This window comes from Flavobacterium algoris, from assembly GCF_048158525.1.
GTDB lineage: Bacteria > Bacteroidota > Bacteroidia > Flavobacteriales > Flavobacteriaceae > Flavobacterium > Flavobacterium algoris.
The window spans coordinates 1-18178 of sequence record NZ_JBLNKT010000019.1; the positions used below are offsets into that span (position 1 = coordinate 1).

General features: G+C 32.4%; 11 protein-coding genes and 1 other RNA gene. 8 read left to right on the top strand and 4 right to left on the bottom strand.

Annotated features, from left to right (window positions below; translation table 11 throughout):
- Positions 1–543: 543 nt before the first annotated feature.
- From ACM55I_RS10665 to ACM55I_RS10680, 4 genes are all read right to left on the bottom strand, one after another.
- Entirely contained in the window at positions 544–1200 is a 657-nt protein-coding gene (locus tag ACM55I_RS10665) for a nucleotidyl transferase AbiEii/AbiGii toxin family protein (protein ID WP_416846768.1), read from the bottom strand.
- Positions 1197–1613 carry an Arm DNA-binding domain-containing protein gene (locus ACM55I_RS10670; protein ID WP_416846769.1) on the bottom strand — a complete coding sequence of 139 codons (417 nt, stop codon included), beginning with the start codon at positions 1611–1613 and terminating at the stop codon, positions 1197–1199. Before ACM55I_RS10670 ends, ACM55I_RS10665 begins: the two co-directional genes overlap by 4 nt.
- A 246-nt stretch (positions 1614–1859) precedes the next feature.
- Positions 1860–2256, bottom strand: a transfer-messenger RNA (tmRNA) gene (gene ssrA / locus ACM55I_RS10675).
- Between the two features lie 76 nt (positions 2257–2332).
- Positions 2333–3550 carry a serine hydrolase domain-containing protein gene (locus ACM55I_RS10680; RefSeq protein ID WP_416846771.1) on the bottom strand — a complete coding sequence of 406 codons (1218 nt, stop codon included), beginning with the start codon at positions 3548–3550 and terminating at the stop codon, positions 2333–2335.
- Positions 3551–3789: 239 nt separating this feature from the next.
- Here ACM55I_RS10680 and ACM55I_RS10685 point away from each other — a divergent pair, with 239 nt between their 5' ends.
- The 8 genes from ACM55I_RS10685 to ACM55I_RS10720 all read left to right on the top strand — a co-directional run bounded on the left by ACM55I_RS10685 (position 3790) and on the right by ACM55I_RS10720 (position 18116).
- Positions 3790–4992 carry an NAD(P)-dependent oxidoreductase gene (locus ACM55I_RS10685; RefSeq protein ID WP_416846772.1) on the top strand — a complete coding sequence of 401 codons (1203 nt, stop codon included), beginning with the start codon at positions 3790–3792 and terminating at the stop codon, positions 4990–4992.
- A gap of 230 nt (positions 4993–5222) precedes the next feature.
- Complete coding sequence (gene corA / locus ACM55I_RS10690; protein ID WP_416846773.1) at positions 5223–6293, top strand: magnesium/cobalt transporter CorA; 1071 nt, start codon at positions 5223–5225, stop codon at positions 6291–6293.
- A gap of 54 nt (positions 6294–6347) precedes the next feature.
- The gene (gene pta / locus ACM55I_RS10695; protein WP_416846774.1) at positions 6348–8441 is read left to right on the top strand and encodes a phosphate acetyltransferase; all 2094 of its coding nucleotides are present in this window, start codon (positions 6348–6350) and stop codon (positions 8439–8441) included.
- Between the two features lies 1 nt (position 8442).
- Positions 8443–9642, top strand: a complete 1200-nt coding sequence (locus ACM55I_RS10700; RefSeq protein ID WP_416846775.1) for an acetate/propionate family kinase — start codon at positions 8443–8445, stop codon at positions 9640–9642.
- Positions 9643–9740: 98 nt separating this feature from the next.
- Entirely contained in the window at positions 9741–12485 is a 2745-nt protein-coding gene (locus ACM55I_RS10705; RefSeq protein WP_416846776.1) for a helix-turn-helix and ligand-binding sensor domain-containing protein, read from the top strand.
- A gap of 242 nt (positions 12486–12727) precedes the next feature.
- Positions 12728–15736: a SusC/RagA family TonB-linked outer membrane protein gene (locus ACM55I_RS10710; RefSeq protein WP_416846777.1), complete on the top strand. Its 3009-nt coding sequence runs from the start codon at positions 12728–12730 to the stop codon at positions 15734–15736.
- Positions 15737–15740: 4 nt separating this feature from the next.
- Positions 15741–17195, top strand: coding sequence for a RagB/SusD family nutrient uptake outer membrane protein (locus ACM55I_RS10715; RefSeq protein WP_416846778.1), 1455 nt, complete (start codon positions 15741–15743; stop codon positions 17193–17195).
- A gap of 18 nt (positions 17196–17213) precedes the next feature.
- Positions 17214–18116: a LamG domain-containing protein gene (locus ACM55I_RS10720; protein WP_416846779.1), complete on the top strand. Its 903-nt coding sequence runs from the start codon at positions 17214–17216 to the stop codon at positions 18114–18116.
- Positions 18117–18178: the final 62 nt, after the last annotated feature.

Genomic DNA, 18178 nt, shown 5'->3' on the forward strand with positions numbered 1-18178 from the left:
CTAACAATTTGAAGCTTTAAAGACATACTGTAATCGCGTTGGGTGCGTTTTACATAATTTATGTTTTCTTCCATAACGATCTTTTTTGTGTATCGCTATTTCAGGACGGGACATATTACAAAATAAAAAAACCGTCTCAAATTTTAGTTATAAAACGACTTTTTTGTTATATACTCATCAAGTAACTAATAAGATTTTCGGTTTTATCTAGACCCATTTTTTTTCTTAAACGGTGACGGGCAACTTCGACTCCTCCACTCGAAATATTCATGATTTCTATAATTTCTTTTGTAGACATATTCATTAATAAATAACTCATACTAATGTTTGATACCGTTAAGTTTTTGACATTGATGTAAGCCAAACCAGTAAAGCAGCTGAAAACGAAAAGATCTTTTATCTGGTTAAGTCTCTCAGCTGCAAATGCTTTGGAATAGATATCCTGAACTTCTTATTATGTAAGGTATCTCTTTCTACTAATGCCAGAACCTATTTGTTCCACCATTTGAATTCTTTCAAATAGGCCAAATATTAATCCAGATTTCAGTTTAATTGATTTATTTGATTTTTTAAAGTTACGATATTTTCGAAGAGCTCTTCAAATTTTAAACTTTTACCATAAATCATTTGCTCCTGCATGATCTGGTAATCTTTTTTCCATTCGCTTGCAATTGCTTCAGGAGGAAGTGGATTTATAAATTCCGGTTTATGATTGTCATAATTAATGCCTCGGATGGGCGTTATTTTTCTCCTGTGGTTTAAAATTTCTTTATAGAGTATCTCATTGCTTACTATAGCTTTGCCGTATTCTGTATGCATTAGTCTTTCGATATCATATAAGTGTCTGCTTAGCCGATCGACTCTTATAGCTGTGTAAGGCTTTTGAAATTCCTCATGTAGGAGAAATATTTTTTCCAAAAAAGTGCGTTCCGGATTTACAGTCGGTATTTCGATAGCAGCATCAGCAAACTGCCTGTCGGGATACTGGCTTCCAACTAAAGAAGAAAAAGACTTGACGGTGAAAGGTTCTCGAAGTGACCTACATCCAATTTCTACTACAACCCTGGGTTGGATGTATTCCGGGTACTGAATTACATTGGGATAGTAAATTTCAATAATTAGCGGATCCTGATCGGAATCTTTCGTTTCGCCTAAACGAATATCTACATTGAGTACTTCGTTTTTAAATTTTTGCTTCAAGGCAGGATAAAATTGTTCGGATATATTGCAAATTCTCTATCAATTAATGCCTCCATTCTTTTATTATGGTCTTGAAAAATAGGAATCAACATTCTTTTTTTTTCTTCAACACCCATAAACTTGTTTTTGAAACTACTGGCAAAAATTTCTTGATTGTTGTTAATCATTGACTTTTCGGTTTCATAAACTTTATTTCTTAGAATATCTAGATAACTATTAATTGTACGGGCTTCTTCTGAATTGCCTTTAATTTTGCCCGCTGCTACTGACCATTTTGAATTTTCAACATACTTTGATGTACTAATTTCAATTCGAACTCCATCAATCGTAATTCTTAAATAAATCGGTAGTAAACCGTTTTTTAATGCTCTAGAACTTTTTGTATAAAAAAGTATTGCAATTTTGTTTTTCATAATGTGGTGACTTTTGAAGTTATTAAATTTCGACTTTAAATATTCTATTGTCAAGATGTTCAGTATTCAAACCCCTTATTAAACAAGGTCTAATCTGAAAATCGGGGACATTTTTTTAAATTAATTTATGACCCCGAATTTGCACCCTTTCGATTATGATTTAATGATGATATTTGAAATTAATAAAAACGAAAAAGCCTGTAAATCCTAAGATTTACAGGCTTTTGGTTTCAATTGAAAATGAATTAGTGGAGTCGCCGGGAATCGAACCCGGGTCCAAACAAGCAACTAAAAGGCTTTCTACGCGTTTATTTTCTGATTAGATTTTCGATCTTGCGTTTGACCAGAAACAGTCGCGCAAGACTTATCTTCTTAATTTCGAAATCCACCCGAAGCTCATGGAAATCTAGGTTTAAATTTACGATTCACCTTTATCGACCGCTATAAACCAAAGCTTTCGAGGTAAATCCTGCTTTCCTATCTGATAGGAACGAGGCTAATCTTACTATAATTCAGATTATGCAGCAAGAGCGTAGTTTCCTTCGCCGTGTATGTGTTTTGAAACCTTTTATTAACGAGAATTGTCCCAGTTCTCGACGTGCTTACTTTTCAATTCGACTTGCTGTCAAAACCAGTCGACCCCTTTTTATTTTGAGTTTGCAAATATACAATTTAAAACTTGAATTTCTAGTGCTAAACTTTTAAGTCTACAACAAAAATCATTCCTCTTTCTCCCCTTTGTCAAGATGAAATGGATAATCCCCAAATAACATAGCCAATTTTCTGACTTTGTAGGTTCTTGTTGTAAATTTATTAGACAAAGCTATTATAGTTACCTTTTCTTTTTGCAAAGTGACATACGATGAAGTATTGCCATGCCACCAACCATTATGGAAATAGAAATTTTGTCCGGTTTCCCAATTTATCATTCGAATGCCAAGACCATAGTTTTTCTCTCCCTTACGTTCATTGCTATATCCTGTAAATACTTGTTTAAATAGCTTTGGTGTTAAAAAATCAGGAGAATTTCGCGCTCTGTCAAATTTTAACAAATCCCTAGGGGTAGAATAAATGTTTTTGTCGCCATAAACAGCATCCAAATAATCTTTGCCTATCTCAACACCATTTCCTTTATAAGAAGGAGCTATACTGTCTTTATCTTTATCATAATCAAAAACAAAAGTGTTATTCATACCCAATGGCTTGAAAATAATTTGCTTCATTGCTTCTTTATAAGAAAGCTTAGTTATTTTTTCAATTATCAATGCTAACATGGCATAGTTAGTATTACAATAGCTAAATCGGGTGTCCGTTTTAGATTCTAATCCAATATTTTTAGTAGCCATAATGGTTAAAATATCTTGATTGGTTAACCTGTTATGTCTGTCCCAAACCGTTTTGTCGCGATCTGTAAAATAAGCATAATTACGCATTCCACTTCTATGGTTTAGCAGTGTTTTTATAGTAACATCAGGAAAAGGGAATTCTTTTAGAATGGTATTAACTTTTTGGTCCAAATCTATTCTTTTGGCATTAATTAACTTCAGCACGGCAGTTGCAGTTAATACTTTGCTCACAGAGGCTAAATGAAGCGGAGTAGTACTTGTTATTAATCTTTTCTCTCTAAAATTGGCATAACCTTCATAATTCTCATAAAGGATTTGTCCATTTTGGGCTACAAGAAAACTTCCGTTTGCACTATGATTGGGCCAAGTTCTATTATAAAAAGCCTCGATGGATCTTTTTTTAGACTCAATATAGGCAGCAGTTAGTTTAGGGCTTTCATTCGTTAAAGGTTTCATTTTAGGCAATGTACTCTTTGGGAGTTGAGCATCACTTAATGCTGTTTTCTTTTTCTCTTTGGTACAAGAACTCAAAACGAATAGTAGGAAGAGTAATTGTAGTATATTTGCTTTTTTTATAAATATCATTTTCATTGTACTAGAACGACAAATATATAGAATCAATCCCTTTTGATTCCTCTTTTTTTCGAAACCTTAACACTATTTTATCAACGTTTTGAAATTGCTGTTTTGTATCATTTTGGACATCAGCTTTTAATTGGTTTTAGACTTGTAAATTTATTTTAAAAATTAAGTCAATTTGTTTGAAATTGTTATATTTGTAACAAATAATACATAAAAAGTTATATTTAATCGATATAAAAATATAAAAAATGAAGTTCGGAATTATAAAAGAAAGAAAAAACCCGCCAGATAGAAGAGTTGTTTTTTCTCCAGATGAATTAGCAAGAGTAAAACAATTGTATCAAGGTGCTTCTATAAAAGTAGAAAGCTCCGATATTCGAATTTTTACAAATGAACAATATAAAAATTCAGGAATCGAAGTTACAAATGACATCAGTGATTGTGATGTTTTATTTGGTGTAAAAGAAGTTCCCGTGGAAGATTTAATTCCTAATAAAGCATATTTCTTTTTTTCACATACCATAAAAAAACAACCTTACAACAGAAAATTGTTGCAGACAATTTTAGAAAAAAATATTGATTTATATGATCATGAAACCATTGTAGATTCTCATAATCGCAGGCTAATTGGTTTTGGGAAATATGCGGGAATTGTAGGGACTTATAATAGTATCCGTGCTTTTGGAATAAAATTCGAATTATTCAAATTACCAAAAGCAGAAACACTTTCAGGAAAAGAAGCCTTGATTGCACATTTAAAAAGACTGGTATTACCTCCTTTAAAATTTGTAATTACTGGCACCGGTAAAGTAGGGAATGGTGCTAAAGAAATTTTGGATGCTATTAAAGTAAAGGAAGTTTCTGTTGAAAATTATTTGACAAAGAACTATGCACAACCCGTTTACACTCAAATCGATGTTTTGGAATACAATAAACGTAAAGACGGACAAGTACTGGATTTTACTGATTTTTATAAAAGTCCACAAGAGTACCTGTCTGATTTTGAGCGATTTACTAAAGTTTCAGACATCTATATTACAGGACATTTTCATGCCAATGAAGCTCCGGTAATTCTTACAAGTGAAATGCTTCAGTCGAAAGATTGTAAAATAAAAGTTGTTGCAGATATTTCTTGTGATGTCAATGGTCCAATAGCATGTACCTCAAGAGCATCAACAATTGCAGAGCCTTTATACGGATACTGGCCAAGTGAAAATAAAGAAGTAGATGTTTTTCATCCAGCAGCAATTGTAGTTATGGCTGTAGATAATTTACCTTGTGAATTGCCAAAGGATGCCAGTGATGGTTTTGGAGAAATGTTTATGGAACATGTTATTCCTGCATTTTTCAACGGAGACAAAGATGGGATTTTACAAAGAGCCAAAATTACCGAAAAAGGGAAATTGACACCAAGATTCAGCTATTTACAGGATTATGTTGATGGTAAATAAAAAATATAATTTTTAAATTAATAAACCGAGTTAGTGATGGCTCGGTTTTTTTGTAGAATTTTATTAATGAAACATGATTAATCTCATAATTAGGATTATTATTTCGGCTTATCTTTGTTTTTTCAAAATAATAAATAAAAAAGAGAGTTTTATTTTTAGAAATATTAAACCAAGGTGAACCAATATTTTTGTGAAAGTTTTTCGTAATATTACTATATAAATGAGTTGGAATGAGAAAAATTAAATATAAGAAAGGCAGGAAACTACAACCGTATAATCTAGAATATACAGGGATTCATAGAAGCCATGAGTCAGAAATGCAGTTGTTTGTCTATGATAATTTTGATTTGATAGAATTTGAAGATTTTAAAGTTTCGGATCTGGATAAATACATCAATACTCAAAAGACGAATTGGCTGAATATTCATGGTTTAAATAATATTGAATTAATAAAATCAATTGGGAATTATTTTGAAATAGATAATTTCATGCTTGCTGATATTTTAAATACGACTAGGAGAACAAAACTGGAGGAGCTATCTGAGATTTTATTTTTTAATATAAAATCACTTTTACCAGCTGGAGATTCAGATAATATTAGCGTAGAGCAAATTAGTTTTTTGATAAAAGATGGAATCTTAATTTCATTTCAGGAGAAACGTAGTGATTTCTTTACCCATATTCGGGAGCGAATTCGGACACATTCGGGAATTGTTAGAACAAAAAAAGTAGATTATTTGTTGTACATACTTTTGGATGCAATCATGGAGAATTTTTATGTTACCATTGAAAATGAAGAAGATAAAGTTGAAGAATTGATTAACCTTTCTAAGAAAAGTGCGGATCCTATAATTTTGGAAAGAATAGAAAAGCATCGCGATAATTTCAATTTTCTGAAACGTTCCATTATTCCGCTACGGGATTCTTTGTATGACATAAAAAGCATCAAAGACGATAATGTATTTAATGCAATGGAAATGGAGAATTTTAGTTTTTTTGCTCGATTGCATCAAAAGAGTTTGGAGCTTTTAGAACAAATTGAATCCGATATGGGTTCACTGGAAAGCGCTTCTAATTTCTTTTTTTCGGCACAAACGCACAAGATGAATGAGATTATGAAAACCCTGACCATTGTATCAGCCATATTTATTCCACTTACATTTATTGTTGGAGTTTACGGAATGAATTTTGAGTTTATGCCTGAATTACATTATCAAAATGGGTATTATGCAGTTATGGGTGTCATGTTGTTAGTTGTAATTGGAATGATTATTTATTTTAAAAAACGACGCTATTTTTAGGAATTAAAAAGATATATATTAAGTAAATATGGAATTAAATACAAAAATATAAAGATGAACAAGGCCATATATATAGCAACCAGCGAACAAAATAGTGGTAAGTCGATTATAACTTTGGGATTGATGAGCATGCTTATTGGCAAAACTGCCAAGGTAGGATATTTTAGACCCATTATAGAAGATTTTGAAGAAGGAGGTTTTGATAATCATATCGAAACGGTGATAGGTCATTTTGGGTTGGATATTCAATTCGAAGATGCTTTTGCCATTACAAAAAGTAAATTAATCAAAAAAAAGAATAAAGGAAAAATAGGGGAGGTTCTCGATTTAATTATTGAAAAATATAAGAAATTAGAAGAACGTTTCGATTTTGTTTTAGTTGAAGGAACCAGTTTTACAGGAGAAGGAACTGTTATCGAATTAGACATGAATGTTTTGATTGCCAAAAATCTGGGGATTCCAACTATTATTGTGGGCTCCGGAGTCGGGAAAACATTAGAAGAATTGATTGATAGTCTTTATCTTGCGTATGATTCATTCAAAGTGAAAGAAGTGGAAGTTTTGGCTGTAATCGCCAATAAAGTACAACCTGAAAACATTGAATTGGTAACTACTGGTTTGAAAAAAAGTCTGCCAGAAAGTATATTGGTGAATTCAATTCCTTTAATTTCTAATTTAAATAATCCCACAATTCAGGAAATTGTTAACAAATTAGATGCTAAAGTTTTATTTGGCGCAGCTTATTTAAACAATCAAACGGGTAATTTTAGTGTGGGAGCTATGCAGCTTTGTAATTATTTATTGCATTTGAAAGAAAATAGTCTGGTGATAACTCCAGGAGATAGAGCTGATATTATTCTTGGTGCGCTTCAGGCGAATGAATCCGTGAATTATCCAACAATTTCTGGAATACTGCTGACCGGAAATATATTGCCCGAGGTGAGTATCCTAAAATTAATTGAAGGGCTTTCTCCGGTTGTGCCCATTTTTGCAGTAGAAGAAGGGACGTATTATATCACCAATAAAATAGGTTCCATTAAATCTAAAATTTATGCTAATAATAAACAGAAGATTGAAACTTCCATCAACACTTTCGAAAAGTATGTCGATTTGGATAATTTGGCTGAAAAGCTAATTACTTTTGAAGCGGAAGGAATGACGCCAAAAATGTTCCAATACAATTTGGTGAAAAGAGCTCGAAAACATAGAAAACACATTGTTTTACCCGAAGGAAATGATGAAAGAATTATTATTGCAGCTTCGCGATTATTAGCTATGAATGTGGTTGATATTTCGATTATTGGAAACAAAAAACAAATAGAAAGTAAAGTTTCGGAACTGGGATTGGATTTTGATTTTTCAAAAATTAATATTATTAATCCAATAGAATCCAAACATTATGATGAATATGTAAATACCTATTATGAGTTGCGAAAAGCAAAAAACGTAACTTTAGGAATGGCCAAAGATTTAATGGAAGATGTTTCGTATTTTGGAACAATGATGGTTTATAAAGGCGATGCCGATGGAATGGTTTCCGGAGCGGCACACACTACACAACATACCATTTTACCGGCTTTGCAATTCATTAAAACAAAACCAGATTCATCAGTAGTTTCCTCAATATTTTTCATGTGTCTGGAAGACCGGGTTTCTATTTTTGGGGATTGTGCCATCAATCCAAATCCTACTGCGGAACAATTGGCAGAAATAGCAATTTCCTCTGCTGATTCCAGTTTAGCTTTTGGAATAGAACCAAAAATTGCCATGCTTTCCTATTCGTCCGGTTCTTCGGGAAAAGGAGATGAAGTAGATAAAGTGAGAACTGCAACTGAAATAGTAAGGAAAAAACGTCCCGATTTAAAAATTGAAGGCCCTATTCAATATGATGCTGCAGTCGATATGGCTGTTGGAAAAAGTAAAATGCCAAATTCTGAAGTGGCAGGACAAGCCAGCGTTTTGATTTTTCCAGATTTAAACACGGGGAATAACACCTATAAAGCGGTGCAAAGAGAAACTGGCGCCTTGGCAATTGGCCCGATGTTGCAGGGGTTGAACAAGCCCGTAAACGATTTAAGTCGTGGTTGCACGGTAGATGATATTATAAATACAGTCGTGATAACAGCGATTCAAGCACAAGGATTATAAAATGAAAATAGTAATTATAAACTCGGGAAGTTCATCCATAAAATACCAATTAATCGATATGCCGGCGAACGAAGTCATTTGTTCGGGAATGATTGACAGAATAGGATTGGAAACTTCAAATCTAAGTTACGTAACCAATAACACTAAATTAGAAGAAACATTGCCTATTGCAAACCATAAAATTGGTTTGGAAAAAATTGCCAAATTACTGATGGATGAAAAAGTGGGGGTAATTAAAAGTACGGATGAGATTGAAGCTGTCGGACATCGTGTGGTGCATGGCGGAAGCGCTTTTTCGAATACCGTAATTATTACCAGCGAAGTAAAAGATAAAATCAGGCAACTTTTTGATTTAGCTCCTTTGCATAATCCTGCTAATTTAGAAGGAATAAATGTGGTGGAGGAAATTTTTAATTCGGCACAGCAAGTGGCTGTTTTTGATACGGCTTTTCATCAAACGATTCCTGTGGTGGCGCACAAATATGCGTTGCCAAACTACCTTTTGACAGAAAATAAAATACGCGTATATGGTTTTCATGGAACGAGTCACAAGTACGTTTCGGAAAATGCAATTCATTATTTAAAACAGAATTCTATAAATAAAGGCTCGAAAATTATTACGATACATTTAGGAAATGGATGTAGTATGACTGCTATAAAAGACGGAAAAAGTATCGATCATACACTTGGTTTTGGTCCAATGAATGGGTTGATTATGGGAACCCGAAGCGGGGATGTGGATCAATCCGTGATTTTTTATCTAGTTAATTCATTAGGATATTCGCTTGAAGCAGTGAATACGATGTTGCAGAAACAAAGCGGAATGCTGGGACTTACAGGCTATAGCGATTTGAGGGATATTGAGGCGAATGCAGCGAATGGAAATATTGATTGCCAGTTGGCTTTAGATATGAATGCGTATCGGATTAAAAAATATATTGGTTCGTATACAGCGGTTTTAAACGGACTCGATGCTATCGTTTTTACAGCAGGAATTGGAGAGAATTCCTCCTACATTCGAAAACTGGTTTGTACGGATATGGATTATTTCGGAATTGAATTAGACGATACCAAAAATGAAATTCGTTCGAAGGAAATTCGAGAAATTAGTACTCCTGATTCGAAAACTAAAATATTAGTTATTCCAACTAATGAAGAAATTGAAATTGCAAATCAGGTATTTGAATTACTTACCAATTAAAAAACGTCCTTTTCTAAAAAAAGCTTCTGTATTCAGAGGCTTTTTTTATGCTTTTTATTTAAGAAATCTGTTTATATTTGGACATAAAACGCCACATTTTGAAAGCAAGAGTTACATTCATTATCCTATTATATTTTTTTTCGTTCCAACTATATTCTCAAGAGTTGCTTCCTTTTGTCGAAAATTACAGCAAGTCTAATTATCAGGGCGATAACCAGATTTGGAACGTAGCACAAGGAAATGATGATGCCATGTATTTTGCAAATAATTATTATTTGTTGCGATACGATGGCGTAAAATGGGAGAAATATACGTTACCTAACAAAACGATCATTCGTTCCATAATGGTCGACGGCGACAAGATTTATTCAGGTTCTTATAAAGAATTTGGGTATTGGTTTCGAAAAGGAGGAAAGATGCATTATGTTTCGATTTCGAAAGGCAATAAGGTTTTTGATGAAAAGAACAATGAAGAAATTTGGAAGATTTTTAAGTTTAATAACAAAATTTACTTTCAGTCTTTTAATGGACTTTTTCTGTATGATGGAAAAGTGATTAAAGAAAATAAATTTGATTTTTTGATTTCCTATTGCTTCCCAGTTGGCAATGAATTGCTAGTTGCTTCAGTTGAGAAAGGAATTTATAAAATGAATAATGACCATCTAGAAAAAGTAAAGGAATGGGCTGTTTTAGAAAATAATGTTATTCATGCTATTCAAAAATACGAAGATAAAACGTATTTTTTTACTAAAAAAAATGGCGTTTATGTTCTGGAAAAAGGTACTTTAATTCCTTGGAGAAATCCATTAAATGACATTTTGAAAACTGCAAACATCAATGTTGCCCAGTTTATAAAAAACAATAAACTGGTAATAGGGACAGCAAATAAAGGGGTTTATGTTCTAGATTTGAATGATGGTTCTTATAAAAACATCAATAGAAATAACGTCTTGATGAACAATTCTATTTTAAGTATTGGTCAGGACAAAGAGAATGATTTATGGTTGGGATTGGATAACGGGATTGCTCATATTGAAGTCAATTCACCAATTTCTATTTTTTATGACAGTTCAGGAATTTTAGGTTCTGTTTATTCTGTGGCCAGCACTCCAAAAGGCTATTTGATGGCTTCCAATCATGGTATTTTTAAATATGAGGATAAGCAATTTTCATTGATTCCAAATACACAAGGGCAAGCCTGGAATATCAGTAAAATAAATAATAAATACCTTATAGGCCACAACGAAGGAACTTTTATTTATGACAACGGATTATTCTATAAATTAAGTACTATTAACGGCGGTTGGAATTTGGCAAAAAGCGGTATTAATAATTCTTATTTGCAAGCAACATACAGTGGTGTAATCATTTATAATGATGTTACTAACTTGAAGCAAAATATTGTTATTAAAAAAATTCTGAAACCCATAAAATATGTTGCGCAAAACAGGAAAAATGAAATATGGGCAGCTGATAATAACAGAGGTTTGTATCGAATTCTTTATAATGACACTTATGAAACTATAAGTGTTGATAATGTTACACAACGCAGTAAAATAAGTAATGATTTTGGCGTGAAAATATTTGAGTTCAGAAACGAAATCCTTTTTTTAATCAATAAATCTTGGTACACCTATAATTCAATCACCAATCAGTTAGAAGGAAATGAATTGTTTAACACCAATTTTAAAAACGTCTCAGATATTGTTACCATTGATGAAAATAACTTTATGGTACTTCAAGGAGGACTTTTATATCATGTTTATGCTAATGATAATCAATTTATTAAAAATAGCATTCAGGAGAAATATTATAAAGGAAAAATCATTAATGATAATTTGAAAGTATTTAAAAATAATGACAGTTATCTGTTAAATCTAGATGATGGTTTTATATCACTTCAATTAAAATCCAAAAACAAGCAAACAACTAATATAAAAATTGAAGCTTTCAATGATGGTATTTTAGTAGAAAACACATCAAAAATTAAGCATAATTCAGAGCTTAGAATACATGTGATATCTGGAATTTATGGGGCGACAAAACCAGATTTGTTTTATAAAATTAATGGTACCAAAGAATTCATTCCCATAAATGAGGGATTGATTATTTTGAATAACCTCATTAGTGGTTCTCATGAGGTGACTATTTATGGTAACGATGGATTGCATTATAATAAAGTTTCCAGTTTTCAATTTATCGTTGCAAAGGCATGGTATTTTTCTTTTTGGATGATTTTGGTATACCTGATTGTTATCGGTTTGATATTATACCTTTATTATAAATGGAATAAGATAAAATATATTCAAAAACTGAAATTACAGGAAGAAGAATTAAAGCATCAAAAGAAAATTCTGGAAATGGAATTAAAAGCCGAAAATGAGTTGAATATTCAGGAATATGAAAAACACATTCTTGAATTGGAATTGCAATCTAAATCATCAGAAGTAGCTGGTAAATCACTTTCAATTGCCAAGCAAAGTGAAATGATAGAGAATATCCAAGGAATTTTAGATTCTGAAACTGATTTCAATAAACTAAAGAGTGAGATAAAAAAAGCTATAAAAATCAATGCGGTTAACAAGCATGAATGGGAAACATTTGAAACAAATTTAAATCAAATTCATAATGAGTTTATAATTCACCTTTCTAAAAAATATCCAAACCTTACTTCAAAGGATATTAAGCTTTGCATTTACTTAAAAATGAATCTTTCCTCCAAAGAAATTGCTCCAATGATGAATATTTCTTTCAGAGGAGTTGAACTGCATCGTTATCGATTAAGAAAGAAATTAAATCTTACTCAAGAAGAAAATCTTTCTAAATTTTTATTAACCATATAAAATAAGTTCTATTTTTATAGATACTATATTATTTTAATCATTTTTTTACGAAATTACAATACATCATTACTACATCATGTCGATGTAGTATGGTGTCTCTTTACCTTTCTTAGCTACTGTAAAATATAGTTTTTTTATCGTTTTTTAATGTTTTGATGTATTCATGTAGTAACTCCATTATGGGTACTATAACGTTGTAATTATCTAATTTGGTCCCACTAACTTTAACAAATTATTAATATATGAGAAATTTTATTTTTAGCTTTTTAGCACTCATTCTGCTTCCGGCATATATGTCTGGTCAAGTAATTAAGGGAAAAGTATTGGATAAGAATGGAATTGGAATTCCTGCTGCAATGATTGTTGCTGCTGATTCTAAAACTTCAGCTGATACTGATTTTGACGGTAATTTTAATATCAATGCCAAAATAGGTGAGGTATTAAAAATAAGTATGGTAGGTTTTGATGCTTTATCTATAAAGGTTACTTCAGAAACTATGAATATCACTTTAAAAGAATCTAAAGACACCGAATTAAAAGAAGTGGTTGTCATAGGTTATGGAACTAGAAAAAAGATTGATAATACCACTGCAATTACTTCATTGAAAGCAGAGGAAATATCTAAAACTAAAGTCTTGAATGCTTCACAAGCGATACAAGGTAAAGCTGCGGGAGTTCAAGTAATTTCTTCTGATTTGCCTGGAAGTACACCTTCTGTAGTTATTAGAGGTTTGGGTACAGCTTTGGGAGGAAGAACCCCTTTGTACATTGTAGATGGAATGCCTACTGAAAATATCAATAATATCAATACGAATGATATTACCTCTTATGAAATCTTGAAAGATGCATCTTCTCTTGCTATATATGGTACTAGAGCTGCAAATGGTGTAATCATTATTACAACCAAAAAAGGAAAAGGTGATAAGGTTTCTGTTGAGTTCGAAAGCTATGCTGGTTTTAGAGAGCCTTTGAAAAAAGTAAAAATGGCGGGAAGTAACAAATATTCTCATTATTCGAATGCAGCTTTGCAAACGACTACTTTTTCACAAGATCAACCGGTTAATACAGATTGGTTTGATGCTATTACAAGAACAGGATCGTATGTTCAAAATAACGCTTCGGTTTCTGGTTCAACAGAAAATATAAAATATTTTTTCAGTTTAGGAAATTACCAAGAAAAAGCAATTCTTAATGGTTTGGATTATAGTCGTACCACTTTTAGAAATAACAATGAGTTCAAAATTTCTAAAAAATTGACTTTGAATCAAAACTTCAGTTTCGGTTCTACTAATTCAAGCCCGAAACCTTTGAGTGCTTTTACTAATGCTTACAAACAATCACCAATAGTTCCAGTTCGTTTTTCTAATGGTCAATATGGAGTATCTTATGTAGGAAACGATGGTTTTGCAGGAACAACAGGTTCTTCTTTTAACAACGTTGGTAATCCAGTTGCTCAATTAGATTATTTTAATGAGCAACAAAGAAGTATTACACTACAAGGTGGTTTGAAATTAGATTATGAAATTGTAAAATCATTAAAATTCACTTCTCAGTTTAACGGTGAATATTATTCTTGGAAAAATTACAATTTTGAAGATACTAGAGCTATTTGGCAATCGAATAATAATCCAGGTCAATTAGCTTCAATTATTTATCCTGCGGATAAGAATAATAACTTATTGACAAAAGGAAGAAACCAATATTTTAATTGGAATTTATCAAATTACATTACTTATAATAAAGTATTTGGTGATATTCATGACATTGAGATAACAGGAGGTATTGAAACTTCTGTAAAAGGAGCAAGAGAGCAATTAACAATTGCCAGAAAAAATGTAAATGCAAATGCTAATTATTGGTCATTAGCTGGTGTTGATTATGTAGGAACAGTTACTAATTATAAAGATGAAGTTTTCAATGAGAATAAAATAGCGTCTTATTTTGGTCGTTTCCAATATAAATTAATGGACAGGTATTTATTGACAGGTACAATCAGACGTGATGGTTCTTCTAATTTTGGTAAAGACTATCGTTGGGGAACGTTTCCTGCCTTTGGTTTAGGTTGGATTGTTACTAAAGAGGACTTCATGGCTAACGTGAAAGGAATTAACTTGTTAAAATTAAGAGGAGGATGGGGTAGACTAGGAAATCAAAATGTACCACTTAATAATCAAGCTTATTCTTCGGGTCTTAGTTATTATTTAGGTGGTTCTATATTGAATGAAGGAACTACTATTAATTCTCAGGTTGACCCAAGTTTATCATGGGAAATTACAGAGGAAACTTCTGGTGGTATCGATTTTGAATTATTGAACAACAGATTAAAAGGGTCATTTGATGTGTATGATAAAACAACAACAAATGTTATTTTAAATACAAAACCTTATATGACTTCTGGAATAAGTAATTCCTCACCAGCCCATGTTGGAAAAGTATCTAATAAAGGATATGAAGTTGCTTTACGTTGGGATGATAAACTGACTGACAATTTGAGTTACTGGGTAGGAGGTAATTTTTCTAGCAACAAAAATAAGTTGACAGGTTTAAAAGATGCTACGCTTGCGCCAATTCATGGAGGAGATTTAGGAAACGGGCAGTGGACAAAATTACTAGACAATACTTCTATAGGGAGACCATTAGGTAGTTTTTATATGTATGATTATGCTGGTTTTGATGCTGCAAATGGTAAAATGTTGTATTATACTGCAGCTGGAGCCAAAGTAACTCAAGACGCTTTAGATGAAAATAAAGATAAAAAATATGTAGGTTCTATACTGCCAACTTCTACCTACGGTGTTACTTTAGGGTTGAACTATAAAAACTTTGATTTATCTGTAGATGGATACGGTACTTCTGGAGCAAAAGTGTACAATGGTAAAAAAGCACAACGCTTTAGCGGAGAAAATATAGAAGAATCGTTGGCTACTAATTTCTGGACTGCAAATAATACTACGGCTGCAAATCCTGGACCATTTAATTTAGTTCCGGTAGCTTCTACTTATTATTTAGAATCTGGTGATTTCTTTAGAATCAATAATATTACTCTTGGATACAAAATTCCATTAAAAGGAGAATTTCTGAATTCTTGCAGAGTATATGTAAATGCAATAAATCCATTTATTACTCAAAAATTCTCTGGTTTTTCTCCAGAATTAAATGGTAATGGCGATCCTTATGGAACTCAAGGTATTGAGTTGGATGCATACCCAACATTAAGATCATTCGTTATTGGTGCTAATTTAAAATTTTAATACAATGAAAAAGATATATATATCACTGTTTGTGCTATCCGCATACTTTGTTTCAGGATGCTCAAGCGATTATTTAGATGTAGATCAAACAGAATCTATTTCTACGAAAGATATTGCATTATTCAATAATGATGAAGGAGCGGCTACTTTTGTAACAGCAATCTATAGTAAATTTTTAGATTGGAATATGACTTCATTTTCTTGGATTGGATTGTCTAGCATTGCTTCTGATGATGCTGACAAAGGATCGTCTCCTGGAGATACGGGTTCAGATAAAGATTTAATGGATGCTTTAACCTATAATGCTTCAACTCCATCTACTAGTGAAATTTTTGAGGCTAATTATGAAGGGGTTAACAGATGCAATCAGGCATTAAGTATTATCCCGCAATTAGACCAAGCGAATCCTAGTTTAAGAGCCAGATTATTAGGAGAAGCTAAATTTTTAAGAGCCTTTATGTATTTTACTTTGGTAAAAGCTTATGGTGGTGTACCAATTGTAGATCATTTGCCAAATCCATCTTCGGATGAAGATAGAATCATGCAATTAACACGCAAAACAAGTGCTGAAGTTTATGCTTTTATCGAAAGTGATTTGGCGGATGCTATTGCGGCATTACCAAACAAATCAGAATATGCTGCTGCTGAAAAAGGTAGAGCTTCAAAAGGAGCTGCTTATGCATTATTAGCAAAAGTAAATTTATACCAAAAAAACTGGCAGAAAGTAGTAGACAATTGTAATTTGATTACAGGATATTCTATTGTTCCAAATTATGCTTCTATGTTTAGATTAGCTGGAGAAAATGATGCCGAATCTATTTTTGAAATTCAAGGTACTGGTTCAGTTCCTGCTAAAGGAATCTCAGGATATTCAGCTACACAAGGTGCTCGTGGTAATGGTGGATGGGGCTGGGGTTTCAATACCCCTTCTCAAAGTTTAGTAAATGCTTATGAAACTGGTGATGTTAGAAAAAATGCAACAATCATTTTTGCAGGAACCACTTTATACGATGGTAGAGTTGTACCAACAACAGTTGAAAATCCTAGATATAATTATAAAGCGTATTCTTCTGCTTTTACAGATGCTTGGGAAACTGATGTGAATATTAAATATTTGAGATATGCTGAAGTAATACTAATGAAAGCCGAAGCATTAAACGAATTGAATCAAACTACAGCGGCTATTCCTTTGTTGAACCAAATCAGAGCAAGAGCTGGATTAGGAAATACAACTGCAGTATCTCAAGCTGATGTTAGAACAGCAATCTGGAAAGAAAGAAGAGTTGAAATGGCATTCGAACACGATAGATTCTTTGATTTAGTACGTACTGGTCAAGCGGTTGCTGCATTTGCTATTGATGGAAAAACATTTGTTGCAGGTAAACATGAATTGTTTCCATTGCCTCAAGCATTCATTACGCAATCAAACGGATTGTCAGCACAAAATCCTGGTTATTAATTTTTAAAAACAGTAAAAATGAAAAAAAATAAATATATTTTCTTATTTGCTTCTGTTCTGGCTTCTCAATTTTTTGTAAGCTGTAATGAGGATAGTATAGATAAAGTAAACAGCCCGATTCCTTATGAGTCAATTGGAGGGTATGATAACTCAGATGCTGTTGCTGCCAATAGTTTGATTGCTAAATTCAGTTTTGAGAATACTATTTCAGATTCAAAAAACGGAATAACAGGTGGAGTTGGAACAAATGTAACGTATGGTAATGGAATAAAAGGGCAGGCTTATCAAGGCTCTTCAAATTCTTTTATCGCTTATAGTACAGTAGCAAGTTCTTTGGTAGATGTAAAAAGCATTACAGTTTCTATGTGGATTAATACAAATCCACATACTGGTGGAGCACAATCTTTATTTATGTTACCAAAAACTACAGATTTTTGGGGAAATATTTTCTCATTGATTGAAGGTACAGGTCCAGCAGAAACGATGTTAATGAAAAATCATATTCAAAAAGATGTGACACCTAGTATTGCTTGGTCAGGTCAGTTTATAGAGCATAGTGGTGCTAATGTTTTAGCAAATATGTTTGGAACATGGAAGCATGTAGTATGGACGTATAGTGGAACGAGTTCTACTTACAGTATGTACATTGATGGAAAAAAGCTTGATTTGCCTGCTTCAATAGCAAAACGATATGCTAGTGATCCGCTTACTGGCGGAGTTGGTTTTGGCGAACTGGCTAATTCTAATGTTTCTAAATTTATTATTGGTGGATATCAACAACATTTAGGTGCTCCTTGGGGTGCTGCAGATGGTTGGATGTTGAATTATACAGGTCTAATGGATGAGTTTAGAATTTATAACGCAGCACTTTCTGATAATGAAGTTGTTGCTTTATATAAATTAGAAAAAGATAACAGATAAAGATTTATTGACACACCTAGTTTGGATAAAACTAGGTGTGTATTTTTTTAGTCATTAATCCT

What these genes read in the sequence shown, in the direction of transcription:
- ACM55I_RS10670 (WP_416846769.1), bottom strand. Translation starts at nt 1,613, where the DNA reads ATGAAAAACAAAATTGCAATACTTTTTTATACAAAAAGTTCTAGAGCA.
- ACM55I_RS10680 (WP_416846771.1), bottom strand. Translation starts at nt 3,550, where the DNA reads ATGAAAATGATATTTATAAAAAAAGCAAATATACTACAATTACTCTTC.
- ACM55I_RS10685 (WP_416846772.1), top strand. Translation starts at nt 3,790, where the DNA reads ATGAAGTTCGGAATTATAAAAGAAAGAAAAAACCCGCCAGATAGAAGA.
- corA (WP_416846773.1), top strand. Translation starts at nt 5,223, where the DNA reads ATGAGAAAAATTAAATATAAGAAAGGCAGGAAACTACAACCGTATAAT.
- pta (WP_416846774.1), top strand. Translation starts at nt 6,348, where the DNA reads ATGAACAAGGCCATATATATAGCAACCAGCGAACAAAATAGTGGTAAG.
- ACM55I_RS10700 (WP_416846775.1), top strand. Translation starts at nt 8,443, where the DNA reads ATGAAAATAGTAATTATAAACTCGGGAAGTTCATCCATAAAATACCAA.
- ACM55I_RS10710 (WP_416846777.1), top strand. Translation starts at nt 12,728, where the DNA reads ATGAGAAATTTTATTTTTAGCTTTTTAGCACTCATTCTGCTTCCGGCA.
- ACM55I_RS10715 (WP_416846778.1), top strand. Translation starts at nt 15,741, where the DNA reads ATGAAAAAGATATATATATCACTGTTTGTGCTATCCGCATACTTTGTT.
- ACM55I_RS10720 (WP_416846779.1), top strand. Translation starts at nt 17,214, where the DNA reads ATGAAAAAAAATAAATATATTTTCTTATTTGCTTCTGTTCTGGCTTCT.